This window comes from Novosphingobium sp. KA1 (assembly GCF_017309955.1).
GTDB lineage: Bacteria > Pseudomonadota > Alphaproteobacteria > Sphingomonadales > Sphingomonadaceae > Novosphingobium.
The window spans coordinates 757,028-781,871 of the sequence record NZ_CP021247.1; the positions used below are offsets into that span (position 1 = coordinate 757,028).

The window sequence follows — 24,844 nt, forward strand, 5'->3', positions numbered from 1 at the left end:
GATGGAGTTCCTCGCCGTGCTGCGCACCCTGGGTGCGCTGGCCGTGGTGCTCGGTCTGCTGGTCGGCGCGCTCTGGACGGTGCGCCGCTACGACCTTCGCATGCCGCAGAAATGGCTGGCCGGGCTGGGCGCCCGGCTGGGCGATCGCACCTCGGTGCGCCGCCTCGAACTGGTCGAGCGGCTGGCCATCGACCCGCGCCGCTCGGTCGTGATGATCCGCAGCGACAACAAGGACATCAGCCTGCTGATCGCGCCCGAAGGCGTGGTCCTGCTGGACAGCGCCCCCATCAAGGAAACCGCAGAATGAGCCCCGTGACCACCAGGCGCCTCGCGCTTGCCGCAGCGCTGGGCGGAGCGGCGCTGCTGGCGCTCGCCCCCGATTTCGCCATGGCCAAGGCGGCGGCCGCGCCCGACGCGCTCGGCGGCCTGGGAGGCGCAGGCGGCAGCGGGGCAGTGTCCGGCCGGGTGATCCAGCTCGTGCTGATGATGACGGTGCTCAGCCTTGCCCCCGGCATCCTGATGACGATCACCTCGTTCACCCGTATCGTCTGCGCGCTCTCGCTGCTGCGTTCGGGGCTCGGCGTGCAGGGCGTGCCGCCCAACCCGGTGGTCATCAGCCTCGCGCTGTTCCTCAGCTTCTTTGTCATGGCGCCGACGTTCGACACCGCCTGGAAGGAAGCCATGGTCCCCTACAACCAGGGCCGGATCAACGAGACCCAGGCGCTCGATGCCGCCTCCAAGCCGTTTCACACTTTCATGCTCAAGCAAGTGCGCGACGAGGACCTGAAGCTGTTCGTCTCGCTTTCCGGCAAGGTTCCCGCCTCGCGCGAGGCGATCCCGATGTCGACGCTGATGCCCGCCTTCATGATCTCGGAACTGCGCCGCGCCTTCGAGATCGGCTTCCTGCTGCTGCTGCCGTTCCTGGTCATCGACCTTGCCGTGGCCGCCGTGCTGATGGCGATGGGCATGATGATGCTGCCGCCTGCGACCGTCTCGCTGCCGATGAAGATCATCTTTTTCGTGCTGGTCGACGGCTGGGCCCTGGTGGCGGGATCGCTGGTCAAGAGTTTCGGAGGGCCGGGGTGAGCCGGGCCCTCGGGGAGTCATACCTGGTTGGCAAAACGCGCCCGCGTGTCGATCAGCCATGGCCCCAGATCGGCAAACGCGATCGGCTCGAGGAACACCAGGCCGCAGGCATTGTTGCCAACCCAGCGCACGGCGGCCTCGCGCTCGCCGAGGCCGGGGATCGAAATACCGAGCAACTGGTCGCGCGGCATCGCGTTCGCGACGGTGAGGCGCGCGCCGCCCTGCGAGATGTCGACCAGCCGCGCCGGATGGCGATAACCGGTCACCAGCAGCGCCGCCGGACAATCGGCGGTGAAGCGGGGACCGCGCGCAACCCCCTCGGCGCCGCTGCGCATCGCCGCATGGGCCAGCAGTTCGGGCACGTCGACCGGGTGGTCGAAGGCGACACCGATGCGGCCCGCGCGGTTCCAGCGCACGGTACCGCTCAGGGTATCGCCTGCCTTGAGCGTGACTTCGACCGCTTCCTCGACGATGAAGCTGCCGTGGACTTCGGCCATCATCCCGGTCGCCGAGATATTGCGCACGCGGCACAGCGTCTCGCGGTCCTGCGCGGCCAGCTTGCCGATCAGCAGGATCGTGGTGACGCGCGGCGCACGCGGCTGCAGTCCGCGCAAGGGTTCGTCCGCGCCTCCCTCGGCAGAAAATTCGAACTCGTCGAGGAAAGCGTCGACGGCGCGTTCGGAGCGCAGCGATGGCGGCAACGACATGGGTCAGGTGGTCCTTGCGGGGGGCTTGGTATCAGATCGGCGCGGCCTGGGTGATCACCGCACGCTGCACGAAACCGGGCCCGTAGACCTCGCGTGCCGCATCCATGACCAGCCGGCGGAACAGCTCCAGATTGGGGATCATGCCATCGCGCCCGCTGGCGAGCGGCTGGCGGTAGCTGCGCATGTTGACGGCGTTCAGCAGGACCGGCAGCTGCGCGGTCACTTTTGCCGCGCTGCCCTTGGGCACTTCCAGCTGGCATTCGAACGAGACATAGCCCGAAAGCCGCCCGTCCGCGAACGTCAGCGGCGCCAGCATCGTGCCGGTCGGCACGAATTCGGTCTCCGCCGGACGCTTGGGCGCGTGGGGCAGGAACTGCGGCGCATACGTGACGACGGCATAGGCTCCGCCCCCGCCGATCGCGCAGCCGCCGACAAGCGCGGCGAGCCCGATCATGATCTTTCGGATCACGTTATGCTCCCGATTGGCAAATTCATGGATGACATCATTGGCAAAGCCCGCCCCGGTCAGAAGCGGAAGCTGGCGTCTTGCGGCAGCGCCGAGCGCTGCGCCATCACGACGATGGTGATGCGGCGGTTCTCGGGCCGGTCGGGCCGGTCGGGATAGACCGGCTCGGTCGCGGCCTTGGCCACGACTTCGGCAAAACGGTCGGTCGGCAGGCCCGCCTCGACCATCGCCGCACGCGCCGCCAGCGCGCGCTGGGCCGAGAGCATCCAGTTGGCATCGCTCTGGCCGCCGGTGGAATCGGTGTGTCCCTCGATCGCCACTTGCGCGCCGGTGCCGGCAAGCTTGCGCGCGACCCTGGCGAGGAGATCCCGCGCATAGGGATTGAGCTGGGCGGTCCCGCCCTTGAACATCGAACGCTCGGCACTGTCGACGAGATGGATGCGCAGTCCGTCGCGGGTTTCCTCGACATCGAGGTTGCGCTTGCCCTGGGCGGTGTCGATCGGCGGCTCGATCTGCAGCTGCAATTGCTGCGCCATGATCCTGAGCGCCGCCTCGGGCACATCGGCAGTGCCGCCGCGCGCCGCGCCCTTGACGCCGGATTCGGCGGAAGGCTCGCCCACCGCCTTCACGTCCTCGGCCTGGGCCTTGCGGGTATGGCCGCCAAGGCCCGGCTGCGGACCGGGGGTCTGGGTCAGCGCGGTCGGCACCGCATCGCGGTCGGCCGCCGGCGAGAAGTATTCGGCCAGGCCCTTGAGCTGCTGCTTGTCCGGGTTGGCGAGCAGCCAGAGCAGCATGAAGAAGGCCATCATCGCGGTCACGAAGTCGGCATAGGCCACCTTCCACGCACCGCCATGGTGCGCGCCGTGCGCCTTCTTCCTGACCTTGCGGATGATGATCGTCGCATCGCCGTTGCCCGCCACCGAAGCTCTCCTCAGTCGAGCGCGGCGCGCAGGCGCGCCTGCATGACGTTGAGCCGCACCTGCCCCAGTGCCTCGCCGATCGCCGACCCCCCCGCCATCCGGTCGAGCAGGTCCGCCGTCTCGTCGACGTGCTGGACAATGAGGTCGAAGGCCTGGAGCTGGTCGAGGTAATCGGCCACGAAGCGTTCGTCGGAAACCAGCACGCCGGCGAGTTGCTCCAGCAATTCGCGGGCGACGCGCATTTCACCGGCGATCGCCTGGCACAGCGCGGCCCCGTAGCTTTCCATGGTGCCACCGCTATCCAACTGTATCGTCACTGTGTCGCTTCCCCTGTGTTCGTTATGGCTCGCACCGCCCATGACCTCGACGGTCAGAACAGTTCGAGTTCGCCGGTATGCTGCGGCGCGGCGACCGGCGCCGGCCGGACGATCGGCGGCAGGGGCTGGTCCTTGACCAGCATCGACCGCACACGCCCTTCGTACGGCATGAATTCTACCTTGCGCGCCTGGGTGCCGCCGAGATCGCAGTGATCCACGGGAATGCCCTCGGTGCGCAGGAAGTTGCGGGCGAACTCGCCGTTCTTGGTGCCGATGCCGCCAAGCCCGGCGACGATGTTCGCGCCGCCGTAAAGGTGTCCCCGCAGGCGGGAGCGCTGGGCCCCGCGCTGCATCAGCGCGTTGATCAGCAGTTCCATCGCGTGGACGCCGTAACGCTGCATTTCCGCCGGCGTGACCGGGCTGTCGCTGCCCGGTTCACCCAGCAGGAAATGGTTCATCCCGCCCACGCGCGCCACCGGGTCCTGGATGCAGGCGGCTACGCACGAGCCCAGCAGGGTGGAAATGACCACCCCGCCCTGCACGGCGACATGATATTCGCCCTGGACGATGGGAACGCGGCGCATGGCGGTCAGACCAGCTCCCCGAAGACGCGCTCGATCTTTTCCTTGAGCGCGGCCGGGGCAAACGGCTTGACCACGTAGTTGTTGACGCCGAGCGCCGCCGCCTTCTGGACGACTTCCTTGTCGGCCGAACCGGTGAGCATGATGAACACGGTCTTGCCGATCACGTCATCCTTGCGCACCGCCTCGAGAAACTCGAGGCCGTCCATCTCGGGCATGTTGTAGTCCGAGATGATCAGATGCACCCGGTCCGACTTGACCGCGGCAAGCGCTTCGGTTGCCGAGCCCTTGTCGCGAATGTCCTTGAAACCCAGATCCTGCAGAGCGCGACGGATCATCGCGCGCATGCTCGTCTGGTCGTCGACCACCATTACCTTGATTGCAGCCGCTGCCGGCATGAGACCCGCTCCAAATTACCGCCGGCAAGCCCCGAGGATCGCCTCGGGGAGTGCCGACAAATTCACTTCCTTTTCGACCGCGCCCCGCTCGAAGGCGGCACGCGGCATTCCGTAGACCACGCATGTGTCCCGGCTCTGCCCCATCGTCCGCGCACCGGCGGTGCGCATCTGCAGCAGGCCCTCCGCCCCGTCCGACCCCATGCCGGTGAGGATCACCCCCACAGCGCGCGAGCCGAGCGCGGAAACCGAGCGGAACAGCACGTCCACCGAAGGACGATGGCCGGACACCGGCTCGCCCTCGATCAGCCGCACATGGCCGCTGGTACCGCCGACCAGTTCCATGTGATGGCTGCCGCCGGGGGCGAGGTAGACCGTGCCCCGCTTGAGGGTCATGCCGTCCTTGGCCTCGACCACGCTGACACGCGCCTCGCGGTCGAGCCGCGCGGCAAAGCCGCCGGTGAAGATCGCCGGCATGTGCTGGACCACCAGCACCGGCGGACAATCGACCGGCAGCGCGCCGATGATCGAAAACAGGGCCTCGACGCCGCCGGTGGAGGCGCCGATGGCAATGACGACGTCGCGCAGCGGGCCTGCCGAGGGTGCGGGCGTGGCCGCAACCTGTCCGGGACGCGGCGCCGCCGGACGGGCCGCCGCCGCGCGGACCGAGGAACGTGCCGCGGTGCGCACCATCTTGCGCAGCAGCGCACCGTCCTGCGCGATCTCCAGCGGATTGCCGGAGGGCTTGGCGATGCAGTCCACCGCGCCGAGGCGCAGCGCCTCGATGGTCGCCTCGGTGCCGCGCGCGGTCAGCGTCGAGCACATGACCACCGGCATCGGGCGAAGCCGCATGATGCGTTCCAGGAACGACAGCCCGTCCATGCCCGGCATCTCGACGTCGAGCGTCACGACATCGGGATTGAGCGCCTTGATCATCTCGCGCGCGGCATGGGGTTCCGGTGCCTGGCCGACCACCTCGATCAGCGGATCGTGGTTGAGCAGCTTGGTCAGCAGCGCCCGCATCGCCGCGCTGTCGTCGACGACGACAACGCGGACCTTCTCGTTTGCAGGATCGGTCATGCCGCACCTGCCCCGTCGATCCGCGCATAGGCGGTCTGGGCGACCGGCTTCATGCGGGTGGCGGCGGGTCCGATCAGGCGCTCGGAATGGCCGATGTAGAGCGTGCCGCCGGGCTGGAGCATGTCGACCAGACGCGCCTCCAGCTCGGCCTTGGCGGTATCGTCGAAATAGATCATCACGTTACGGCAGAAAATCACGTCATACTTCTGGCGCATCGGCCATTGGTCGAAGAGGTTGAGCACACGCGCGGCCACCAGCTTGCGCAGCGTTTCGGCGATCACGTGGTATCCCGTCCCCGCCGGCTTGAGCCAACGCTGGCGGTAGCCCGCCGGGATCGGCTCCACCGCGCTGTCGGGATAGGTCGCCTGCGACACCGCCTGGACCACCGGGGGCGAGATGTCGGTCGCCAGCAGGCGCACGTCGCCCTTGTCGAGCCAGGCCGCGCTTGCCGGGCTTTCGCCCGCCAGGCACATGGCGATGGTGTAGACTTCCTCGCCGCTGGAGCAGCCGGCCGACCAGATGCGCACTTTCTCGCCCCGGCGCGCCCGCTCCTGCAACTGCGGCAGGACATGGCTGCGCAGATGATCGAAGTGGTGCGCCTCGCGGAAGAAGTGCGTGTGGTTGGTGGTCAGCGCCACGACCATGGCGTGGCGCTCCTGCGCATCGCGCTGCACCAGCGAGACGTAGTCGGCAAAGCTGGTGAGCCCGTGTTCGCGCAGACGGCGGCTGAGGCGGGAATGCACCAGCGTCGTCTTGGCTTCGACCAGGTGGATGCGTGCCTCGCGCTGCATGATCGCGGCGATCTCCTGGAACTGCGCCGGGCGCAGTTCCGCATTCGCCGCGAGCGTGCCGGCAGAGGCGGCCGAAGTGCTCACGCAGCCAGTTCCGGGATATGGCGCGTCAGGCTGAGCGCATCGAGGTCCAGCAGCAGGCACATGGCCTCCTGGTTCGAGGCGTCCGAGGTGCGGCGCTCGATCTTGACGAGACCCGCGATGGCGCTCTGGTCGTTGACTTCGGTATCCGGCGCCGGCTGGATCTCGCTGCCCTTGATCGAGACGATGTCCTGCACCTCGTCGACCAGGAAACCGGCGTTGCGGCCGCCGATGGTGACCACCAGCACGCAGGAGCGCGCATGGAGCACGCTAGGCTCCCAGCCCAGCCGCTCGGACAGGCCGACGATCGGGATCACCGAACCGCGCAAGTTGGCAACGCCCAGCACATAGGAGGGCACGCTGGGAAGCGGCGTCGGCGCTTCCCATTCACGGATCTCGATGAGCGAGGCCATCTCGATGCCGAACAGCTGGTTGCCCAGCGTGAAGGTCACGATCTTGCGTTCGTCGTTAGCAATCGCTTCAGTGCTCATGCCGCCAGTCCTTTCAGTGCAAATTTGGAAGCGCCGCCGGTCGCGACCAGCGCGTCCACGTCGAAGATCAGCGCGATGGCGCCGTCACCCAGGATCGTCGCGCCGCCCAGGCCCCGGATCGGGTGGAGGTTGTCCTCCAGGCTCTTGAGGACGACCTCGCGGCGGTTGTCGATGGTGTCGACCATCAGGCCGACGTGGCCCGCCGTCTCGCTCTCGACGATGATCACCAGCGAGTCCTCGGCCGGGCGCTCGGAGCGCATGCCGAACATCTCGCCCACCCGGCGTACCGGCAGGTACTGGCCGCGCAGTTCGATCACCTCGGAGGTCGGCGACGTCGCCTGGACCTGGCCCGGTTCGGGCTGGACGGTCTCGATCACGTTGGCGAGCGGCACCACGAAGCGCTGGTCGCCCAGGCGCACGATCATGCCGTCGAGAATGGCGAGCGTGAGCGGCAGCGCCATCGAGAAGGTCGTGCCCTCACCCGGCACCGAGACGATTTCCAGTCGCCCGCCCAGCGCCTCGACGTTGGAGCGGACCACGTCCATGCCGACACCGCGTCCGGAAATGTTCGAGATCGTCTCGGCGGTCGAGAAGCCCGGCGCGCAGATCAGGCTGTCGATCTCCTCGTCGGAAAGCTGGGCATCCGCGGCGATGATGCCGCGCGTCACCGCGATGGCGCGCACGCGCTCGCGGTTGATGCCGCGCCCGTCGTCCCGCACCTTCACGAGGATCCGGCCACCCTTCTGCTCGGCGGAAAGATAGATCGTGCCCTCGGGCGACTTGCCCGCGGCAATGCGGTCCTCGGGGCTCTCGATACCGTGATCGACCGCGTTGCGGATCATGTGCGTCAGCGGATCGCCGATCTTCTCGATCACGCCCTTGTCGACTTCGGTCATCTCGCCGGTGGTCTCGAGGATCACCTTCTTGCCGGTCTCGGCCGAAAGGTCGCGCAGCATGCGGGGCACGCGCGAGAACGCCTGCTTGATCGGCTGTGCGCGCAGCGACATCACGTTGTCCTGGATCTGGCGCGTGAGGCGCGACAGCTCCGGCAGTTCGACACGCTCCTGGTCGGCGGGCGACAGACGGTCCGACAGGATCGAGCCGCGGATCACGAGTTCGCCGACAAGGTTGAGCAGCTGGTCCAGCTTGCCAAGGTCGACGCGGATCGTCTGAGCCACCTCGACGGCATGCTTGGCCTCGGGCTTGGCCGCCTCGACCTTGGCCGCCTCGACCTTCTTGGCCGCAGGCGCAGCGGCAGCGGGTGCCGGTTCGACCGGCAGCGGCACGACCACGTCGTCAAAAACCACCGCGATCGGCTCGAAGGGAATTTCCTCCGGCTCGGCAGCAGCGGGAGCAGCCGCTTCGACCGGTGCCGGCGCGGCCACTTGCGCCTGCGTGACCTCGATCAGCGAATCCGGCGCCACGAAGTCGAAGCAGTCGCGGATGTCGCGCTCGTCGACACTGGCGGGCAACGCCACCGTCCAGACGAAGTAGCTGTCCTCGGGGTCGAGCTCGGCCAGCGGCGGCAGCGCCTCGGTATCGACGGCGGTCACTTCGCCGCCCATCGATTCCAGTTCGCGGATCACCAGCAGCGGCTCGGCGCCATTGGCCATGGCCCCGCGCGAGGGACCGAAACGCACCGTCCAGCCGGCAGGCTCGCCCGCATCGAAATCGTCGAGCGCCACGGCAACCGGCTCGAAACCGAAGGGATCGGCATCGCCGCCGAAGTCGAGGTCGACAACCGCGACCGGGGTGAAGCCGAATTCATCCGCTTCCACCGGCGCAGCCGCGACAGGCTCAGGCTCCGGTGCGGCAGCCGGGGCGCCGCCACCTGCGAGAATCGCGTCGAGCTGTTCCAGCATGTGGCCGTCGTCCGGCGCATCCGCCCCGTGCTGCGCGGCGGATACATGGTCCGAGAGAATGTCGAAGGCGCCCAGCAGGCACTGCGTCACTTCGGGTGTCGGCGCGATGCGTTCGGCGCGCACTTCGTCGAGGACGTTCTCGAAACGGTGCGAGAAGCCGAGCAGCGCGGTGTGGCCGAAAGCGCCCGAGCCGCCCTTGATCGAGTGGACGGCGCGGAACACGCCGGCGATCACGCTGGCCGAAGTGTCGCCCGCGGCCATGGCGGACAGGCCTTCCTCGGCCACCGCCAGACCCTCGACGCACTCCTCGAAGAAGATCGCCTGGATTTCGTCGAGTTCGTCGCTCACGGGCACACGCGGCGGATGGCCGCCCCCAGGCGATCGGCGTCGAACGGCTTGGTGATCCAGCCGGTGGCGCCCGCCTCACGGGCGCGGGTCTTCTTCTCGTCCGAGAACTCGGTCGACAGCACCAGGATCGGCGTGCCCTTGAACTCGGCGGTCTTGCGGACCGCCTCGATCAGCTCGAAGCCGTCCATCTTGGGCATGTTGATGTCGGTGATCAGCAGGTCGGGCTTCACTTCGTGCATGCGCTCCAGCCCATGCTCGCCATCGTTGGCGCTCTCGATGCGGAAGCCCTGCGCGGTCAGCGATGCCTTGAGCAGCATGCGGATCGTGGCGGAATCATCGACAGTCAGGATCAGTTTGCTCACGCGGTAAATTCCTCTTCAACGAGCCCCAGCGACGCCGCCAGCCCGCAGGCGCGGACGCGGTCGACGAAGGCCCTGCTGGGATTGACGATGGCGAACGGGCGGTCGCTCGACGCCGCCTCGTTACGGGCGGCAAGCAGCAGTTGGAGCACCGCCTGCCCGACCGATTCCACTTCGCCGGCATCGATCTCGATGGCGCCGACCGCCGCGACCAGCCGGTCGCGCAAGTTCTCGGCAGTGACGGTGGAGGCATGTGTGGGCAGGACGAGCGGACCTTCGCCGCTCGCGCCTTCAGGCAGGCTTGGCATTAAGCTGGTCCTTCACTTCGTCGAGCGCGGTCTCGAGCTGCGAGAACGAGGGCGCATAGGGCGACGGGGTCATGCGGCGCGCCAGTTCGATGGCGACTTCGGTGGGCTGGCCCTGGGCGTGGCCGATGATCGCGGTCTTCACGATCAGGTAGGGCTTGAAATCGGAATCGATGATCTGCTGCAGCTTCTGCGCGATCGGACCGACCAGACAGTAGGCGAGCAGAACGCCGAGGAAGGTGCCGACCAGCGCGCCACCGATCATCGCCCCCAGAATCTCGGTCGGCTGATCGATCGAGCTCATCGTCTTGATGACGCCGAGCACGGCGGCGACGATGCCGAGCGCCGGCAGGCCGTCGGCCATCATCTGCAGCGAGTGCTGCGGGGCCAGTTCCTCGGAATGGTGGCGCTCGATATCGCCTTCCATCGCTTCGGCGAGCTGGTGCGGATCCTCGAAGTTGACTGTCATCATGCGCAAGTAGTCGCACGTGAACTCGATCAGGTCGTGGTCCTCCAGCAGGCGCGGATAGCGCTGGAACAGCTCGCTTTCCTCCGGCTTGTCGAGATGCGGTTCAAGCGCGTTGGCGCCGCTCTTGCGGAACGTCGCCAGCAGCATGAACAGCAGCGCCAGCAGGTCGCGGAAGTCGCCCTCGTTCCAGCGCGAACCCTTGAACACGCGGACCACGCCCTTCCAGGTCTTCTTCACCGTCTGCATCGAGTTGCCGAGGATGAAGGCGCCGACGGCGGCCCCCGCAATGGCCAGCATTTCATGCGGCAGGGCATGGAAGATGACCATGATGTTGCCGCCCGACATCAGGAAGCTGCCGAATACGCACAGCAGGATGACGATGAGGCCGATGGCATTGAGCATGACTGGGTCCGCGAATGGTGGATGGCGTAACGGCTTGCGGCGGCGTGGTGACAGCCACGGAGCCCTTGCCGTGATTATAGGACGAAGATCGCATGCCCCGGATTCACGGCAGCGCTTTTTGCAGAGAGTGGGCGCCCGAACGCAGTCCATGCGCGCTCCGCGTCCGCCTCCGGCAATTTTGTCCTATAAAGATGGCGCGCCCATCGGCGCTGACGAGTTCGCGGGAGCCACCATGTCAATCAATGCCTATCGTCGCGTCCAGAAGGTGATCGCCTCGCCGCGCGGCACCGAGTACCGGCTGATGAGCCAGGTCACCGGAGAGATGATCGCGGCGCGCGATTCCGGCCTCAAGGGCGCCGCCCTGATGGCCCCGCTGCACCGTAACAGGCAGGTCTGGGGAACCTTCGCAAGCATCTGTGCAACATCGGGAAACCGGCTCCCGGACGAGCTGCGGGCGACCATCATCTCGATCGGCCTGTGGGTCACCAAGTATACCTCGAGCGTGATGACCGGCAGCGGTACCATCGACGACCTGATCGACGTCAACCGCGCGATCATCGAAGGGCTGTCGAACGAGAACGGCAAGGTCGGTCAGCAGCAGCTCGCGGGCTGACGGAATACCTTCATTCCGGATTAAATTTTAGAAACCGAATATCAACCGGTTATCCTCAAACCAGGGTTCATGCCGGGACCGCCCAACCTCGCCTCTATTTACAATCGCGCTCGACGCGATAAGGCGAGGTCAGCCTTTGAGCCTGAGCTAACAGGCGCAAGCAGCGGACCCGGATGCAGGAACTGAACCCCTCGCCGCCGCGTTCGGACGGGTCGCCTCCTGCCAGCATGGCACCGGCCATTCCTGCCCTGATCGTGGTCGTACAACTGATCGGCATTGTTGTCCTAACCGGCTGGTTCAGTGCGAACCTGCAGCTGGCGGGGCTGCCTGCCACCGGCATGCTCATGCAGCCGCTCACAGCGGTTTCCTGCATGGGCCTGGGCCTTGCCATCTGGGCGACGGCCAAGCAGCGCTTGCGCCTCGCGCGGATGCTGATCGCACTGCCGCTGGGCATCGCGCTTGCCGCGCTGTTCGAGGAAGCGACAGGACGCAGCCTCGGCATCGACACCCTGCTGTTTGCCGATATCCTCGCGCATCAGCCCCGCCCGGCCAGCGGCCGCCCGGGGGTCCTGCCCGCGCTGGCCATCGTCCTGCTCGGCATCGCGACACTCGCGGTCGCCGCGCGCCAGCGCATCCTGCGTCGCAGCACGGTCCCCCTGACCAGTGTCGTCATCGCCATCGCCGCGATTTCCGGGAGCCTGCTACCCACCGGGCTGAGCATTGCCGATCACGATACGCGCCGCGCGCTGATGTCGGTGCCGACTGCAGTGACCATCGCCGCGCTGGCGCTTTCGCTGATCCTGCTGCGGCGCGATCTCGCCTGGCCGCGCAAGCCGCAGTGCGGCATCGGCACCTCGACCCTGCAATGGACGCTGCTGTTTTCGGTGGCCCTGCCGGTGCTATCGGCGATCATGCTGTTCTGGGCGAAGCGTGACACCCACCTATCGACAGAGGCGATGGTGATCTTCCTCGCAGTCGTCCAGGTCACGGCCTCCTGCATCCTGATCGCATGGTCGTGGCTACGGATCAGCCGCGAGAGCAGCGCTCGCTGGGCGATCAGCGCGGCGCTGGATTCGGCGCCGATCGCGATCACCGACATCGAGGGGCGCATCCTGCGCTGGTCGGACGGTTGCGCACGGCTTTACGGCTGGAGCGCCGAGCAGGTGCTCGGCCTCAACAAGCACGAACTGACCGGTGCCTCCCGGATCCCGGGACGCGATTATCCGCCTGCCCACGCCATGGCCGCGCAGGAGACCGAACTTTCCGAGATGCGCGCCGACGGCAGCTTGCTGCGCGTTTTCGAGACCCGGCAGATCGTCCAGCCACGCAGCGACCGCGCGCCGATGATCGTTCTGTCGATGACCGATGCAACCGCGCGCCAGCAGGCCGAACAGGCCATGCTGGCCAGCGAGGCGCGGCTCGCCCTTGCCGTCGATCTGCATGGCCTCGGAATCTTCGAATGGTCGAGCGTGGACGATTCCTTCCGCTTTCACGGCCGCGCCGAAGCACTGTTCGGGCTCGAGACAGGCCGCTTCGAAGGCGGCATGACCGCATGGCTGGCGCACATCGCCTGCGTGTTCGATCGCAAGATAACCTCGCCGGAGGCCTGGGTCCCGGGGCGCTACGGCTTCCGCCTGCAGTCGCAGCGCCCGGATCAACCCGCGGTCATCGAGGGCACCGTACTGATCCACCGCGATCCCGCCAACGGCAGCCTGGACCTGATCGGCATCGTCATGGACGCGACCGAACGCGAACGCCGGGCCGAGATGCTGGAATCGCGGGAATCCGAGCTGCGCTCGATCCTCGAAACCGTGCCCGAAGCGATGATCACCATCGACGGACAGGGCCTCGTCCGCAGCTTCTCCGCCACGGCCGAGGCCCTGTTCGGCTATGCCGCGCACGACGTGCTCGGCCGCGATGTCCGGCTGGTGCTGCCGCAGTATCACCACCGCCATCACCATCACCATCACCATCACCATCACCATCACCATCATCATCATCACCACGGCGCCGCTTCCCGCTCCGCCGAGCCCGGGAATGCCGGAGGCTCCAGCGTCCAGGATCGCATGACCCGCCTGACCGCCGGACGAGACCGTCAGGGCAACGAAGTGCCGGTCGAACTCACGGTGGGCGAGGCCAACATCGGCAACGAGCAGATCTCGATCGCCTTCGTGCGCGACTTGCGCGAACAGTTGCAGACCGATGCGCGCATCCACGAACTGCGCGAACAGTTCCTGCACGCCTCGCGCGTCAGTGCCATGGGCGAGATGAGCGCAGGTCTCGCGCACGAGTTGAACCAGCCGCTCACGGCAACCGCCAACTTCCTCGGCGCCATCGAACTGCAACTGCAGCGCGAATGGCGACAGGACCAGTTGCGCCGACTGCTGCGCCTCGCCAGCCAGGAAGTGCTTCGGGCCGGCGACATCATCCGCCGCATGCGCGCCTTCGTTTCCAAGGGCGAACTCGACATCCGCGCCCAGCCGCTCGACGAAATGATCGCCGACACGCTCCAGCTGGCCCGCTCGCGCAGCCAGGCGCCCGGCGTGCGCCTGGAATACCATCCCAACGCCGCCGCGCCGGTGATCCTGGCCGACCGCATCCATATCCAGCAGGTGCTGGTCAATCTCATCAACAATGCCTTCGACGCGATAGAGGCGCATGACGTCGCCAATCCCGCGGTCACCATCACCACCCTCGCGGTTGCCGAGGGGCAGATCATGATCCGCGTGGTAGACAATGGGCCGGGCCTGCCCGATCAGGTCATCAGCCGCCCGTTCGAGGCGTTCAGCTCCACCAAGTCCAACGGCATGGGCCTGGGTCTGTCGATCTGCCGCCGCATCGTCGAGGCGCATGGCGGTTCGCTGGCGCTGCACAACATCGAGGGCGGCGGTGCCGCCGTCGAATTCACCCTGCCGACTTATAGCGAACTGGAGTTGAAGGCCGGATGAGCGTGCGCCGGATCTATATCGTCGACGACGACTACGCGGTGAGGACCTCGCTGGAGTACCTGCTCTCGCTGGTCGCGGACAGCCGCATCACCTGCTTCGAATCCGGCGATGCCTTTCTCGAAGCCGCTCCGCGCCTCGAACCGGGCTGCATGCTGCTCGACCTGCACATGCCCGGCACCCCCGGCCTTGGCGTGCTGGCCGCGATCGGTGACATTCCCGACCGCTTCGTCCCGATCGTGCTTACCGGCGAAGGCGACGTCTCGGTCGCCGTTCAGGCGATGAAGCTGGGCGCGGCCGATTTCATCGAGAAGCCGTGCGATCATCTCAAGCTGATCGCCGCGCTGGACGCCGCGTTCTCGCATCAGGCCGCCACGCGCGCGGCGGCGCAGCGCAAGGAGCAGGCCATCGCCATGCTCGAACTGCTCTCCCCGCGCGAACGCGATGTGCTGAAGGGCCTGATCGAGGGCCAGTCGAACAAGGTGATCGCCCACGACCTCGACATCAGCCCGCGCACGGTCGAGATCTATCGCGCCAAACTGATGGAAAAGCTCGGCGTGCGCAGCCTGTCCGAAGCCCTGCGCATCGCCTTTGCCGCCGGACTGCTGCCGGTCGATTGAACGCGGCGCGGTGGCGGATCGCCGCCCGCCACCGCCTCTGCTGCTTTCAGAAATCGAAATAGAGATCGAAGTACCCGTACTTGGTATCACCGGTCTGCGGCGCATTGGGCGCCTGCTTGAGGAAGCGCCCCTTGGCGAGATAGGCCACCCCGGTATCGAAGTGCAGCATATCCGGCACCAGCGTGCGGCGATAGCGCGCCTCGACCTGGTTGCCGGCGAAACGGCCGCTCTGCCCGCTGGCGTCACGCACGCCGGTCGAACCGAAGCTGTCGGTGCGTGAGGCCAGCCAGAGCGCGCGGTACATGACCATCACGTCGGACTTCGCGTCCGGTTTCACTTCGCCGCGCAGACCGCCGGAGAGCACGTTGAAACGCCCGACGGCGCCGTAGAGCCCGGTCGGGCCGAAGTCGAAACGGCGGGCCCCGAAAAGCGTATCGAAGCGGTTGTAGCTCTTGCTGCCCTGGCGCTCGCCGCTGTCGAGGTCGAAATCAAACGAGAGGCGCGGCTGCCAGCCACCGGCGAAGGTCCGGCCCGCTTCGGCATGGATAAAATAGGCAGAGACATCGAGGTCGGTCATGTCGCTGGGTGAGGTTGTGAGCCGGGTCCGGCCGAACTGGTAGGCGCCCTCGAGATCATAGTCCAAGCGGCCCGCCCTGGGCTTGCGGTAAAGACGCGCGCCCGAGGTGAAGAGATGGCGATTGCGGGTCTGCACGCTGGGACTGTCACGCTCATCCAGCCCGAAACCGTAGACTTCGGCAACACCGCCCAGCACCTGCCCCTTTGTCAGGTGCGCGCCCCATACCTGCAGGTCAGTGCTTTCCCGGTCCCAGTGGACGGCGTTGTCGTGAATGCTCTGGGCATCGTCGGGCAGGCGCTGCTGCGGCATCGCCCAGAGCGCGGTGATCTGGTCGCCGCGGCTGTCCTTCCAGACGAAGTTGACGCCGGTAAAGGCATTGGTCGAATTGCGGAACGCCTGGCGCGCGATCAGGCGCCGCGACCCCAGGTTCATGGTGAAGCGCCCGGCCGTCAGCCGTGCCTCGCTCCTGGCGCCGGTCTTGAAGTCCAGCCCGAGATAGGCCTGAACCAACTCCATGGCATTGACCTCGGTGGTTCCCGCCGAGGAATTGGCATGCTCGTTGTAGGCACGCGCATCCCACAATTCCCCGCCGACGCGGAACGGGCCGCCGTCGTACTCGACCTGAAGCGTGGTCTTGAGCGAAAACATCAGGTCGTCCTCGGCCTTGCCGGGGCGGAACTGGCCATCGATGCCCTCCACCCGCGCGCGCACGCCGCCGGTGATGGTGAGACCCTCGGGCGCCCCGATCGCCTGCTCCAGCAGGCCGTCCTTGGCATGGGCAACGCCCGCCGTGCCGCCGAGCAGAGCCGCCGCACCGATCACGACACCGACGCGGCCGGCCACGCCGCCTGCCCGCCGGTTCGCACCATGGATGATCGCCGGGGTTGTCCCTTGGGCGATGGCCCGCATGGCCGTTTCCCTTTTCATGACTACGCAAATGCTCCCTTAGCGCCCTGCCTTCCGGGCACACTGCCGAGGCGGACTTACCGGTAATCTAGGACCGTTTCAGAAACATCCGCATGCGGGCCGAGAAATAATCGAAGCCTGCGGCCCAACCGCCACACATGATCGGAGGGGAAGCGCAAGCATCGGGTGCAAGCGCCGATCACCGCGAACCGCCGCAATCCCCGCGTTCCGCGACACCTGCAGGAGGGCTAACTGGCCGTCATCCGCAAAAAACGGAAACCGGGAGGACATGCGAATGCACATCCTCCCGGCCATGGGGTAACTGCTGATGGGGAGAGGCGCGGGGCGGCGCCGTCAGTGCGCGGAAAGCGCCTGCCCGTATTCGGCCATCATCGCGAAACGCGGGTCGAGCCCGGCCAGTTCGCACATCGTGCGCGCCGCGCGCTTGGCGATCTGGCGGGCACGTTCGCGCATGACGCCGGAATCGTCATCAAACGGTTCGCCGGGGAGCAGTTCGAACAGGCGGTGCTCGACGACCTTGCGGTTGTGCTGCAGGCGCTCCTCGAGTTCGGCGAGATCGGCAGGATCGATGGCCGAACTTTCCGCACGCCAGACCCGGCGGCGCTGGCGATCGTCGGCATCGACGCCTTCGTTGCCTTCCACTTCGGCACGGCGTCCCTTGCGCGAGCGGGCCTGGCGGCGCAGGCGCTCCATGCCGGTCTTGCGCAAGTGCTCGACGTACGTGTCGGCCAGCGAGACCATCGCCGCGCGGGCCAGATAGTCGGAGGCGGCAGCCTCGGTGCGATCCAGCGCTTCCTCGTCCTCGATCGAGGCGACGATCGAGATATCCTCGCCATCCTCGCCGCTGCCGATCGCGTCGAGCGAGACGGTCACCGCCTCGACCTTGCGGGCGGACGGGCGCTGGTCGGTCATCAGGCGAAAGCGCAAGCTCTGCAGTTCGCCGCGGATCTGCCAGTTAACAAAAGTAGTGAACTGCGCCTTTTCGGAGTCATAGGCCTGGATGGCACGATGAACCGCGATCGAGCATGCCTGCTCGGCATCGTCCCAGTGGGCCGCGAGGCCGTACTGGCGAATGAAATGACGGATGCGCGGCGCGATCAGTCGAAGGATATGGGCGAATGCACGGTCCACTTCGGCTCGCTGCCGGGCGGTGGATACCTGCCCTTCCGGCGGTGAACTGGCTTTAACGCGCGCAACTGCGGATTCTAGAGCAATCGTGATCTTCGACATGTTGAGCCCCCAAGCACGGGACGGCGTGCACCCCTGCGGCAACCGTCCTTCAACCAGTCAGTCTGTGCTTGATGTCTTACCGCGTAAGCTATCCTATAACAAGCAGTCTTTTCTCCTATATTTCGAAGAAATTTCCAAACTGCCGAGAATGACGCGCAGATCATCGGACAAATTCGCCCGAAAGGGTTAACAAAGTCTTCAGGCGGCAAAATTTGCCGGTTTAATATTTCGTCCAACGAAATCTAACAGCCATGAACGATGAGCCGCGACAGCACTTCCGGCCTGCTCGATCCGCCGGCTGGCCTGCGCCTCGCCGATCTGCGCATCAAGCAACCGGCGCGCCCGCGCCGGATCGAGACTGCCGGTGAGAAACCGCACCGCATCGCCGCGGCCGAGATGGTGGCCGATGTAGGCCGTGCGCGCGAGTTCCTCGACGCCGCTGCCGACCGTCACCCCGGCCTTGCGCAAGCCGTCGAGATTGGCGCGCGCGTAGTCTGCCGTGGTCTCGATCGCCGCCTGCGGATCGTAACGCAGCGACAGCAGTTCGGCGCGGGCATCGCCGCGCACATGGCCACGCTCGTTGAGCCAGCCATTGGCACGCGCCGTGGCATTGAGCCAGGTGCCCGCGCGCTCGGCCTCCCCTTCCCAGGTGCTCGACAGGAACTGCCCGAGCCCGGCGGCGCTGGAACGGGGGTTGCGCGAATAGGGTAGCCAGCGCCCGTCGCCGTCCTTGGCCGCCTCGGCATGGACAATCGTCGCCAGAGCGGCAGCCGGCAGCCCGGTGCGGTTCGCGGCGGCGCCCAGCATCGGCGCATAACGGGCATTGGGGCCATGGCCCAGCGCGAGATCACCGCCCTGGCCGTCCCTGCCCGTATTGGTATTGGCATCGGCCTCGGCATCACCGCCCTTGGCGCCGCGTTCCCGCCCGCCACCACTGCCGTCGCCGACCGGCGCCTCGCCGCGCTGCAGCGCCGCGACCATGGCGGGAACCGCCGAGGACGGCGTCTTGCCGTCGCCTTCCAGCAACCCCAGCAGGGCTTCGAGGCTCATCGGCAGTCCGCGCTTTTCGGAGGGACGGGAACTGTCTCCATCCGGCCCGTCGCTGCCCAGCGCCGCGCGCCAGAGGCGGTCGGACATCTCGCTGCGGGCCTGCGCATAGATCAGCTTCGCCTTCTGCGCCGGGTCCAACCCGCGCATTTGCGTGCCGGCAGCGGCATGCCCGCCGCCAGTGGCAGGGACGGCAACAGGATCGCTCACGCCGCATCCCCGCGACGTGCCCCGCGGCGCGCCTTGAGGAAGGCCGCGGCGGCAAGATCGTCGATCCCGGCCTGCTCGGCATTGGCCTGGACGCGCTCGGCTTCCTGGCGGAAGGCGTCGGCGGCGCTTTCGATCGTGCGGAACGTGCCAAAGGCCTCCACCGCCTCGGCGCGGAGCGCTTCCAGCTTGCGGCTCAGTTCCGCCTGCAAGCCGGTGAGCTGCCGCCGCTCGTCACGCTTGCGCGCGAAGTAACCGTGCGAGGCGATGACGAGGCTTTCGGTCACGTCCTTGCCGGCAAGGTCGGCCTCGCGGCGCATGGCATCGCGGGTCTCGGCATGGGCCTGCTCGACTGCGGCAAGAACACCCGCCTCGCGGCTGATGGCAACGCTCATCTCGTCGATCTCGCGGCGCTGCACGCGCAGTGCGGCATCATATGGGGTCTTCATCACGCCACCTCGCCTTCAGGTGCCAGTTCGGGAAGGTCGAGGATCCCGGCAAGCGCGGCAAAACTGTCGTCGGCGTGGCCGCGTTCGTTCTTGCCCTGCTTGAGCAGGTCCTCGATGCGGGGCGACAAGGCGACAGCGCGGTCCACCTGCTCGCTCGACCCGGCGCGATAGGCGCCTAGGCGGACCATTTCCTCCATGTCGGCATATGTCGAAAGCTCGCGCCTTGCGGCAAGCCGCAAGCGGTTCTCGTGCTCGCCAAGCGCATGCGGCAAGGTACGCGAGACCGACTTCAGCACATCGATCGCCGGGTAGCGGCCGCGCTCGGCGATCTTTCGGGTGATGACGACGTGACCATCGAGAATGCCGCGCACCGCGTCGGCCACCGGTTCGTTGTGATCGTCGCCGTCGACCAGCACCGTGAACAGCCCGGTGATCGTGCCCTGCCCCGGCAACCCCGGCCCGGCGCGCTCCAGCAGGCGCGGCAGTTCGGCAAAGACGGTGGGGGTATAGCCCTTGGTCGCGGGCGGCTCGCCGCTGGCAAGGCCGATCTCGCGCTGCGCCATCGCGAAGCGGGTAACCGAGTCCATCAGGCACAGCACGTTGAGCCCCTGGTCACGGAAATGCTCGGCAACGCTGAGCGTGGTCCAGGCTGCCTGACGGCGCATCAGCGCCGGCTCGTCCGAGGTGGCGACAACCACGACGCTTCTCGCAAGCCCCTCGACCCCGAGGTCGTCCTGCACGAATTCCTGCACCTCGCGGCCGCGCTCGCCGATCAGGCCGATCACCGCGACATCGCAGTCCGTCCAGCGCGCCAGCATCGAGAGCAGCACCGACTTGCCGACGCCCGACCCCGCGAACAGGCCCAGCCGCTGCCCCTTGCAGAGCGGCGCAAAGATATCGAGGGCACGTACGCCGGTGGAGACGCAAGTGCCCACCCGCGCCCGCGACGAGGCCGGCGGCGGCGAGGCCTTGATCTTGCGCAGCACCTCGCCCTGCGGCAGCGCGCCCTTGTCGTCGACCGGACGGCCAAGACCGTCGATCATGCGGCCGAGCCAGCCTTCGGAGGGACGCAGCGCGAACTGGCTGGCCGAAAGATCGGCCCGCGCGCCAGAGGCGATACCCTGGGGATCGCTGAAAGGCAGGCAATGGGCGATCCCGCGATCGAGCCCGGTCACTTCCGCCTCGACCGTGCCGTTTGGCGAGCGCAGGCTGACCCGCGAACCGATCTGCGCGGCACCGGCCAAGCCCTCGACCTCGATCAACGCACCGCGCACCGCAACCACGCGCCCATGGCGCTGGTCCGGCGTCAGCAGGCGCAGGCCTGCGGCAGCGGCGGCAAGACTGGCCATCGGCGCGCTTCCGTCAGGCCGCGGTTTCGGGTTCGGAAGGCACGGAGCCTTCCGCCGGCGCGAACCGGGCAAGCGCATCGGCCTCGTAGGCGATCAGCCAGCGGCAATCGACCAGCGCGGCATAGAACTTCCCGGTGGCGACCTTCTGGGCGAAGCGGATGCAGACCGCCTTGGCCTCATGCGATTCCAGCGCGGCCATCAGCGTCTCCAGTCGCTCCAGCACCGACTGCTGGTGGCGAGCCAGCTCGGCCTCGTCGATATAGGCCATCATGCAGGCAAAATAGAGCGCACGCGCGGGCGTCACCGCCTCCTCGGGCTTCATCACCTCGCGGCCGCGCAGGATTGTCGCGGTATTCTCGACCACGAGATCGGTCCGGCCCTGCGCACGCAGCACCGCGCCGTTGACGATCACCGGCTCGCCCTTCTTGAGCGAAATGCGAAGAGTCATGTGTGCAGCCCCCGAGACACGTTTCAAGATTTATAGGATGATATGAGTCAGTGCGGTGACGATCCGACGGCTTTTTTCCTGCCGCTCCGAACAGTTGGTCGCAAATTTCATCCTACAATGGCTCTGGTCCGACAGCCGGCCCGCCAATTCCCGGCCCGGACGCACAGGAGAATGACATGAGCCTTTATTCCGCTCTTTACGCGGGCGTGTCAGGCCTCGGCGCTCAGGCGAGCGCGATGGCCACCGTCGCGGACAACATCACCAACGTCAACACCGTCGGCTACAAGGGCGTCTCGGCCCAGTTCCAGACCCTGGTCACCGACGGCAAGATCAAGAGCAGCTACTCGGCCGGCGGCGTCACCGCCTCGCCCAAGGCGCTGATCTCGAAGCAGGGCCTGCTCCAGGCCTCGAGCAGCCTGACCGACATCGGCATCGACGGGGCCGGCTTCTTTGTGGTGCGTTCGAGTTCGGATACCAGCGGTTCGATCGCCTATACCCGCGCCGGTTCGTTCACCACCGACAGCGACGGTTACCTCGTCAACACTGCCGGGTACTACCTGACCGGCTGGCCGCTCGATTCCGACGGCAACTATGTCAACAACGGCTCGATGACCTCGCTCGAAGCGATCAAGCCCAACGCGCTGACCGGTGCCGCGACCCCGACCACCTCGGTCTCGATGCGCGCCAACCTCGATTCCACCGCCACCGCCGTCACCGCCTATACGGCCGGCGACATGGCCTCGGGCACCGTCACCCCGCAGTTCACCCGCTCGGTCGAAGTCTACGACGCGCAAGGTAGCTCGCACACCGTAACCTTCAACTTCGTCAAGACCGCAACCAACGAGTGGGCCGCCGAAATCACTGCCGATCCGGCCGATGTCCTGCCTGCAGGCGGCACCGGCGTGCTGGCCAGCGGCACCATCGCCTTCAACGCCGACGGCAGCCTCGATCTTGCCGGCTCGTCCTCGGCGCTGTTTGCCGACCTCGGCGTCAGCTGGGCCAACGGCGCCGGTTCGACCCCGATCAGCCTCGCCCTGGGCAGCGACGACGGCCTTGACGGCCTGACCCAGTTCGCCAGCGATTCCGCCCTGCTCTCCTCGAGCGCCAACGGCGGCATGCTCGGCACCGTAGCCTCGGTCGAGATCTCCGAAGACGGCATCGTCAGCGCCGTGTTCGACGATGGCACCTCGCGCGCGATCTACCAGCTGCCGCTGGCGACCTTCGCCAATCCGGACGGCCTCACCCGCGTCAGCGGCAACGCCTATGTCGCCTCGCAAAGCTCGGGCAATGCCTCGATCAACGAGCCGGGGTCGCTCGGCGGTGGTTCGCTTTCGGCAGGTGTGCTCGAAGCCTCGAACGTCGATCTCGCCTCCGAGTTCTCGAACATGATCCTCTACCAGCGCGCCTACAGCGCCTCGTCGAAGATCATCACCACGGTCGACGACATGCTTCAGGAAGTCAGCAACCTGAAGCGCTGATTGTCCGGTTGGAAATGCCCTGTCGGGCATTTCCAATGCGGTACCGGCCCTCTCCCCCACCCGACCACCCGAATTCTACCCTGTAAGGGCGATCGGGCGGGGGAGAGAGCCGGTGCCGCAAAATCCGTCGCAAACGGATTTTCAGGCAACTCCCCCCTCTTCCCCCACCCACGAGACTTGCAGGAACCCGAAACGTGTCCCTCAGCCAGATCCTCAGTTCCGCCATGTCGGGCCTCTCGGCCTCGCAGGCGGGGATGCAAACGGTTTCCAACAACATCGCCAACGTCAACACCGCCGGCTACGCCCGGCAGAAGGTGTCGCTGGCGACCGCGGTATCGGGCGGACAGGTCAGCGGCGTGGTCGTCGGCGAACCTTCGCGCGTGGCCGACAAGTTCCTTGAAAACGCCGTCTACCAGCGCGCCGGCACCGCGGGACGCACCGATGCGGTCTCCAGCTATCTCGACCGCTTGCAGTCGATGCTGGGCGCCACCGATTCCACCTCGGGCCTCGCCGCGCGTCTCAACTCGATTTCCAGCACGGTATCGCAGATTTCCGGCCTCAACGGCTCGTCATCGTCGATCGCGCTGTTCACCGGCAGCATCGACGACACGCTCGATACCCTGACCGGCCTGCAGAACGACGTTTCGAGCCTGCAGTCCGACGTCGAGAGCGAAGTCGGCGACACGGTGAGCCGCGTCAACGTGCTGCTCCAGAAGATCAACGACCTCAACAGCGAGGTCTCACGCCTCCAGGGCCTCGGCCAGAGCACCTCCGGCCCCGCCGACGAGCGCATGTCCGCGCTGCAGGAACTGAGCGGGCTGATGAGCGTGAACGTGCGTGAACAGAGCGACGGGCGCGTCTTTATCGACACCGCCTCGGGCCAGACCCTGCTCGACAAGCGCCTGCGCCAGCTCTCCTACAATTCCGGCGCCGCCGCATCGCAGGCGACCTATCCCGCGATCGACATCAAGTTCGCCTCCGACAACGGCGTGATGGGCGCCTCGACCGGCGAGAAGATCGATTCCACCTCGGTCGGCGGCAAGCTCGGCGGCCTGCTGGAAATGCGCGACAAGACGCTGCCGCAGTTCTCCGAACAGCTCGGCCAGCTCTTCACCGGCCTCGCGCAGACGCTGAACAAGGTCTCCAACGAGGGCACCACCCTGCCCCCGCCCAACAGCCTGACCGGCGAGGCCAATGGCCTGACCGGCAGCGACCGCCTCGGCTTCACCGGCAAGGCGACGTTTGCCGTGCTCGGCAGCGACGGCACCCTGGTCAACAAGGTCACCGTCGACTTCGACGCGCTCGGCACGGGCGCAACCGTCGACGATGCGATCGCGGCGATCAATGCCGGGCTCTCGCCCGACGCCACCGCCAGCATCGATGCCAAGGGGGTGATGTCGATCACCGCTTCGTCCAGCGCGAACGGCATCGCCATCGCCCAGGATCCCGACAGCCCGAGCGACCGCGCGGGTGCCGGCTTCTCGCAGTTCTTCGGGCTCAACAACATCATCCGCTCGGACAGCAGCGCGCTGACGCCCTCCGGCTTCATCGCCTCCGATCTGACCGGTTTTGCCGCAGGCGAGACCGCGCAGATGGTGCTGCGCGATCCCAGCGGCAAAGTGCTCGGCCAGTACACCTACAGCAGCACCGGCAGCGACAGCTGGGGCGACGTGATCACCAACCTCAATGCCAGCCCGCTCGCCGCCTATGGCAGCTTCGCGCTGGACGGCGATGGCCGCGTGGCATTTACGCCCAACGCCACCTCGGCGGGCTCGACGATCTCGATCCCCTCGGATTCGACCAACCGCAGCGGTACCGGCCTCTCGTTCTCCGCGCTCTCGGGCCTCACCGGCTCGGCCAGCGGCCTCAAGAACGCGGAAGTGACCTCGGCCATGCTGGCCGACACCTCCAAAGTGCCGCTTGCCCAGCTCCAGCTCGATGCCGCCATCGGCGACAAGGCGATCGGCGGCGCCGACTACCGCAACGCCACCGCCTTTGTCGACGCGCTGACCGCCACCACCGATTTCGGCAAGGACGGCGTCAAGACGGTCGGCAACTTTGCCAATGCGCTGCTTGGCGGGATCGGCTCGGCCGCTTCGCTGGCGTCCGGCGCCTCGCAAGACGCGGCCGCGCGCATGACCGACGCGGTGGACCGGCGCGATAGCTACGCCGGCGTCAACGTCGACGAGGAACTCGCCCAGATGGTCGTGCTCCAGAACAGCTACAGTGCCGCCGCGCGGGTGATGACCACCGCCTCGGAAATGTACGACACCCTCATCGGCATGCTCGGATAA

26 protein-coding genes are annotated in these 24,844 nt (G+C 66.9%); 7 read left to right on the forward strand and 19 right to left on the reverse strand.

The features are described from left to right. Position 1 precedes the first annotated feature (1 nt). On the forward strand, positions 2-307 hold the full coding sequence (locus tag CA833_RS03755) for a flagellar biosynthetic protein FliO (RefSeq protein WP_207079283.1): 306 nt from the start codon (positions 2-4) through the stop codon (positions 305-307). Next, the gene (gene fliP / locus CA833_RS03760; protein ID WP_207079284.1) at positions 304-1,086 is read left to right on the forward strand and encodes a flagellar type III secretion system pore protein FliP; all 783 of its coding nucleotides are present in this window, start codon (positions 304-306) and stop codon (positions 1,084-1,086) included. The genes CA833_RS03755 and fliP overlap by 4 nt, the downstream gene beginning before the upstream one ends. Before the next feature lie 17 nt (positions 1,087-1,103). Here fliP and CA833_RS03765 read toward each other — a convergent pair whose 3' ends face one another. The 13 genes from CA833_RS03765 to motA form a co-directional block, all read right to left on the reverse strand. Continuing rightward, a complete protein-coding gene (locus CA833_RS03765; protein ID WP_207079285.1) occupies positions 1,104-1,793 on the reverse strand; it encodes a PilZ domain-containing protein in 690 nt (229 codons plus the stop codon). A 31-nt stretch (positions 1,794-1,824) separates the two neighbouring features. Then, positions 1,825-2,262, reverse strand: coding sequence for a hypothetical protein (locus tag CA833_RS03770; RefSeq protein ID WP_312846157.1), 438 nt, complete (start codon positions 2,260-2,262; stop codon positions 1,825-1,827). 56 nt (positions 2,263-2,318) lie between these two features. Next, positions 2,319-3,179, reverse strand: a complete 861-nt coding sequence (locus tag CA833_RS03775) for a flagellar motor protein MotB (RefSeq protein ID WP_142632194.1) — start codon at positions 3,177-3,179, stop codon at positions 2,319-2,321. An 11-nt stretch (positions 3,180-3,190) separates the two neighbouring features. Next, positions 3,191-3,466: a hypothetical protein gene (locus tag CA833_RS03780; RefSeq protein ID WP_142637344.1), complete on the reverse strand. Its 276-nt coding sequence runs from the start codon at positions 3,464-3,466 to the stop codon at positions 3,191-3,193. Positions 3,467-3,549: 83 nt separating this feature from the next. After that, complete coding sequence (locus CA833_RS03785; RefSeq protein ID WP_142632193.1) at positions 3,550-4,080, reverse strand: chemotaxis protein CheD; 531 nt, start codon at positions 4,078-4,080, stop codon at positions 3,550-3,552. Between the two features lie 5 nt (positions 4,081-4,085). Further along, positions 4,086-4,475 carry a response regulator gene (locus CA833_RS03790; protein ID WP_185928663.1) on the reverse strand — a complete coding sequence of 130 codons (390 nt, stop codon included), beginning with the start codon at positions 4,473-4,475 and terminating at the stop codon, positions 4,086-4,088. A 15-nt stretch (positions 4,476-4,490) separates the two neighbouring features. Continuing rightward, positions 4,491-5,552, reverse strand: coding sequence for a chemotaxis response regulator protein-glutamate methylesterase (locus CA833_RS03795; protein WP_207079286.1), 1,062 nt, complete (start codon positions 5,550-5,552; stop codon positions 4,491-4,493). Further along, positions 5,549-6,427, reverse strand: a complete 879-nt coding sequence (locus tag CA833_RS03800) for a protein-glutamate O-methyltransferase CheR (RefSeq protein WP_242526256.1) — start codon at positions 6,425-6,427, stop codon at positions 5,549-5,551. The genes CA833_RS03795 and CA833_RS03800 overlap by 4 nt, the downstream gene beginning before the upstream one ends. Beyond that, on the reverse strand, positions 6,424-6,915 hold the full coding sequence (locus tag CA833_RS03805; protein ID WP_142632191.1) for a chemotaxis protein CheW: 492 nt from the start codon (positions 6,913-6,915) through the stop codon (positions 6,424-6,426). The genes CA833_RS03800 and CA833_RS03805 overlap by 4 nt, the downstream gene beginning before the upstream one ends. Then, positions 6,912-9,125 carry a chemotaxis protein CheA gene (locus CA833_RS03810; RefSeq protein WP_207079287.1) on the reverse strand — a complete coding sequence of 738 codons (2,214 nt, stop codon included), beginning with the start codon at positions 9,123-9,125 and terminating at the stop codon, positions 6,912-6,914. Before CA833_RS03810 ends, CA833_RS03805 begins: the two co-directional genes overlap by 4 nt. Beyond that, on the reverse strand, positions 9,122-9,487 hold the full coding sequence (locus CA833_RS03815; RefSeq protein WP_142632189.1) for a response regulator: 366 nt from the start codon (positions 9,485-9,487) through the stop codon (positions 9,122-9,124). Before CA833_RS03815 ends, CA833_RS03810 begins: the two co-directional genes overlap by 4 nt. Next, on the reverse strand, positions 9,484-9,792 hold the full coding sequence (locus CA833_RS03820; protein ID WP_207079288.1) for an STAS domain-containing protein: 309 nt from the start codon (positions 9,790-9,792) through the stop codon (positions 9,484-9,486). Before CA833_RS03820 ends, CA833_RS03815 begins: the two co-directional genes overlap by 4 nt. Further along, positions 9,776-10,660, reverse strand: coding sequence for a flagellar motor stator protein MotA (gene motA / locus CA833_RS03825; RefSeq protein WP_142632187.1), 885 nt, complete (start codon positions 10,658-10,660; stop codon positions 9,776-9,778). Before motA ends, CA833_RS03820 begins: the two co-directional genes overlap by 17 nt. Positions 10,661-10,892: 232 nt before the next feature. Here motA and flaF point away from each other — a divergent pair, with 232 nt between their 5' ends. The 3 genes from flaF to CA833_RS03840 all read left to right on the forward strand — a co-directional run bounded on the left by flaF (position 10,893) and on the right by CA833_RS03840 (position 14,838). Then, positions 10,893-11,273: a flagellar biosynthesis regulator FlaF gene (flaF, locus tag CA833_RS03830; protein ID WP_207079289.1), complete on the forward strand. Its 381-nt coding sequence runs from the start codon at positions 10,893-10,895 to the stop codon at positions 11,271-11,273. Positions 11,274-11,446: 173 nt separating this feature from the next. Beyond that, complete coding sequence (locus tag CA833_RS03835; protein ID WP_207079290.1) at positions 11,447-14,221, forward strand: PAS domain S-box protein; 2,775 nt, start codon at positions 11,447-11,449, stop codon at positions 14,219-14,221. Beyond that, entirely contained in the window at positions 14,218-14,838 is a 621-nt protein-coding gene (locus tag CA833_RS03840; RefSeq protein ID WP_142632184.1) for a response regulator transcription factor, read from the forward strand. The genes CA833_RS03835 and CA833_RS03840 overlap by 4 nt, the downstream gene beginning before the upstream one ends. A gap of 46 nt (positions 14,839-14,884) precedes the next feature. Here the strand turns inward: CA833_RS03840 and CA833_RS03845 are convergent, their stop codons facing one another. From CA833_RS03845 to CA833_RS03870, 6 genes are all read right to left on the reverse strand, one after another. Continuing rightward, on the reverse strand, positions 14,885-16,324 hold the full coding sequence (locus CA833_RS03845; protein WP_207079291.1) for an alginate export family protein: 1,440 nt from the start codon (positions 16,322-16,324) through the stop codon (positions 14,885-14,887). A gap of 351 nt (positions 16,325-16,675) precedes the next feature. Next, positions 16,676-17,473, reverse strand: a complete 798-nt coding sequence (locus tag CA833_RS03850; RefSeq protein ID WP_242526257.1) for a sigma-70 family RNA polymerase sigma factor — start codon at positions 17,471-17,473, stop codon at positions 16,676-16,678. A 297-nt stretch (positions 17,474-17,770) separates the two neighbouring features. After that, a complete protein-coding gene (locus tag CA833_RS03855) occupies positions 17,771-18,829 on the reverse strand; it encodes a peptidoglycan-binding protein (RefSeq protein WP_370584542.1) in 1,059 nt (352 codons plus the stop codon). Beyond that, positions 18,826-19,275, reverse strand: a complete 450-nt coding sequence (locus CA833_RS03860; protein ID WP_142632181.1) for a hypothetical protein — start codon at positions 19,273-19,275, stop codon at positions 18,826-18,828. Before CA833_RS03860 ends, CA833_RS03855 begins: the two co-directional genes overlap by 4 nt. Further along, positions 19,275-20,624 carry a flagellar protein export ATPase FliI gene (gene fliI / locus CA833_RS03865; RefSeq protein WP_207079292.1) on the reverse strand — a complete coding sequence of 450 codons (1,350 nt, stop codon included), beginning with the start codon at positions 20,622-20,624 and terminating at the stop codon, positions 19,275-19,277. Before fliI ends, CA833_RS03860 begins: the two co-directional genes overlap by 1 nt. 13 nt (positions 20,625-20,637) lie before the next feature. Further along, positions 20,638-21,072, reverse strand: coding sequence for a flagellar biosynthesis repressor FlbT (locus tag CA833_RS03870; RefSeq protein ID WP_142632179.1), 435 nt, complete (start codon positions 21,070-21,072; stop codon positions 20,638-20,640). A 176-nt stretch (positions 21,073-21,248) separates the two neighbouring features. Between CA833_RS03870 and flgE the strand changes: the two genes are divergently transcribed. Both flgE and flgK read left to right on the forward strand, forming a co-directional pair. Further along, a complete protein-coding gene (gene flgE / locus CA833_RS03875) occupies positions 21,249-22,550 on the forward strand; it encodes a flagellar hook protein FlgE (RefSeq protein WP_142632178.1) in 1,302 nt (433 codons plus the stop codon). A gap of 194 nt (positions 22,551-22,744) precedes the next feature. Continuing rightward, complete coding sequence (gene flgK, locus CA833_RS03880) at positions 22,745-24,844, forward strand: flagellar hook-associated protein FlgK (RefSeq protein ID WP_207079293.1); 2,100 nt, start codon at positions 22,745-22,747, stop codon at positions 24,842-24,844.

Excerpts from the sequence above, each read along its gene's own strand:
- CA833_RS03820 (WP_207079288.1), bottom strand. The coding sequence starts at position 9,792 with ATGCCAAGCCTGCCTGAAGGCGCGAGCGGCGAAGGTCCGCTCGTCCTG.
- flgE (WP_142632178.1), top strand. The coding sequence starts at position 21,249 with ATGAGCCTTTATTCCGCTCTTTACGCGGGCGTGTCAGGCCTCGGCGCT.
- fliI (WP_207079292.1), bottom strand. The coding sequence starts at position 20,624 with ATGGCCAGTCTTGCCGCCGCTGCCGCAGGCCTGCGCCTGCTGACGCCG.
- CA833_RS03860 (WP_142632181.1), bottom strand. The coding sequence starts at position 19,275 with ATGAAGACCCCATATGATGCCGCACTGCGCGTGCAGCGCCGCGAGATC.
- CA833_RS03795 (WP_207079286.1), bottom strand. The coding sequence starts at position 5,552 with ATGACCGATCCTGCAAACGAGAAGGTCCGCGTTGTCGTCGTCGACGAC.
- CA833_RS03845 (WP_207079291.1), bottom strand. The coding sequence starts at position 16,324 with ATGCGGGCCATCGCCCAAGGGACAACCCCGGCGATCATCCATGGTGCG.
- CA833_RS03870 (WP_142632179.1), bottom strand. The coding sequence starts at position 21,072 with ATGACTCTTCGCATTTCGCTCAAGAAGGGCGAGCCGGTGATCGTCAAC.
- CA833_RS03755 (WP_207079283.1), top strand. The coding sequence starts at position 2 with ATGGAGTTCCTCGCCGTGCTGCGCACCCTGGGTGCGCTGGCCGTGGTG.
- CA833_RS03765 (WP_207079285.1), bottom strand. The coding sequence starts at position 1,793 with ATGTCGTTGCCGCCATCGCTGCGCTCCGAACGCGCCGTCGACGCTTTC.
- CA833_RS03805 (WP_142632191.1), bottom strand. The coding sequence starts at position 6,915 with ATGAGCACTGAAGCGATTGCTAACGACGAACGCAAGATCGTGACCTTC.
- fliP (WP_207079284.1), top strand. The coding sequence starts at position 304 with ATGAGCCCCGTGACCACCAGGCGCCTCGCGCTTGCCGCAGCGCTGGGC.
- CA833_RS03790 (WP_185928663.1), bottom strand. The coding sequence starts at position 4,475 with ATGCCGGCAGCGGCTGCAATCAAGGTAATGGTGGTCGACGACCAGACG.
- CA833_RS03835 (WP_207079290.1), top strand. The coding sequence starts at position 11,447 with ATGCAGGAACTGAACCCCTCGCCGCCGCGTTCGGACGGGTCGCCTCCT.
- CA833_RS03785 (WP_142632193.1), bottom strand. The coding sequence starts at position 4,080 with ATGCGCCGCGTTCCCATCGTCCAGGGCGAATATCATGTCGCCGTGCAG.
- flaF (WP_207079289.1), top strand. The coding sequence starts at position 10,893 with ATGTCAATCAATGCCTATCGTCGCGTCCAGAAGGTGATCGCCTCGCCG.
- CA833_RS03840 (WP_142632184.1), top strand. The coding sequence starts at position 14,218 with ATGAGCGTGCGCCGGATCTATATCGTCGACGACGACTACGCGGTGAGG.
- motA (WP_142632187.1), bottom strand. The coding sequence starts at position 10,660 with ATGCTCAATGCCATCGGCCTCATCGTCATCCTGCTGTGCGTATTCGGC.
- CA833_RS03780 (WP_142637344.1), bottom strand. The coding sequence starts at position 3,466 with ATGGAAAGCTACGGGGCCGCGCTGTGCCAGGCGATCGCCGGTGAAATG.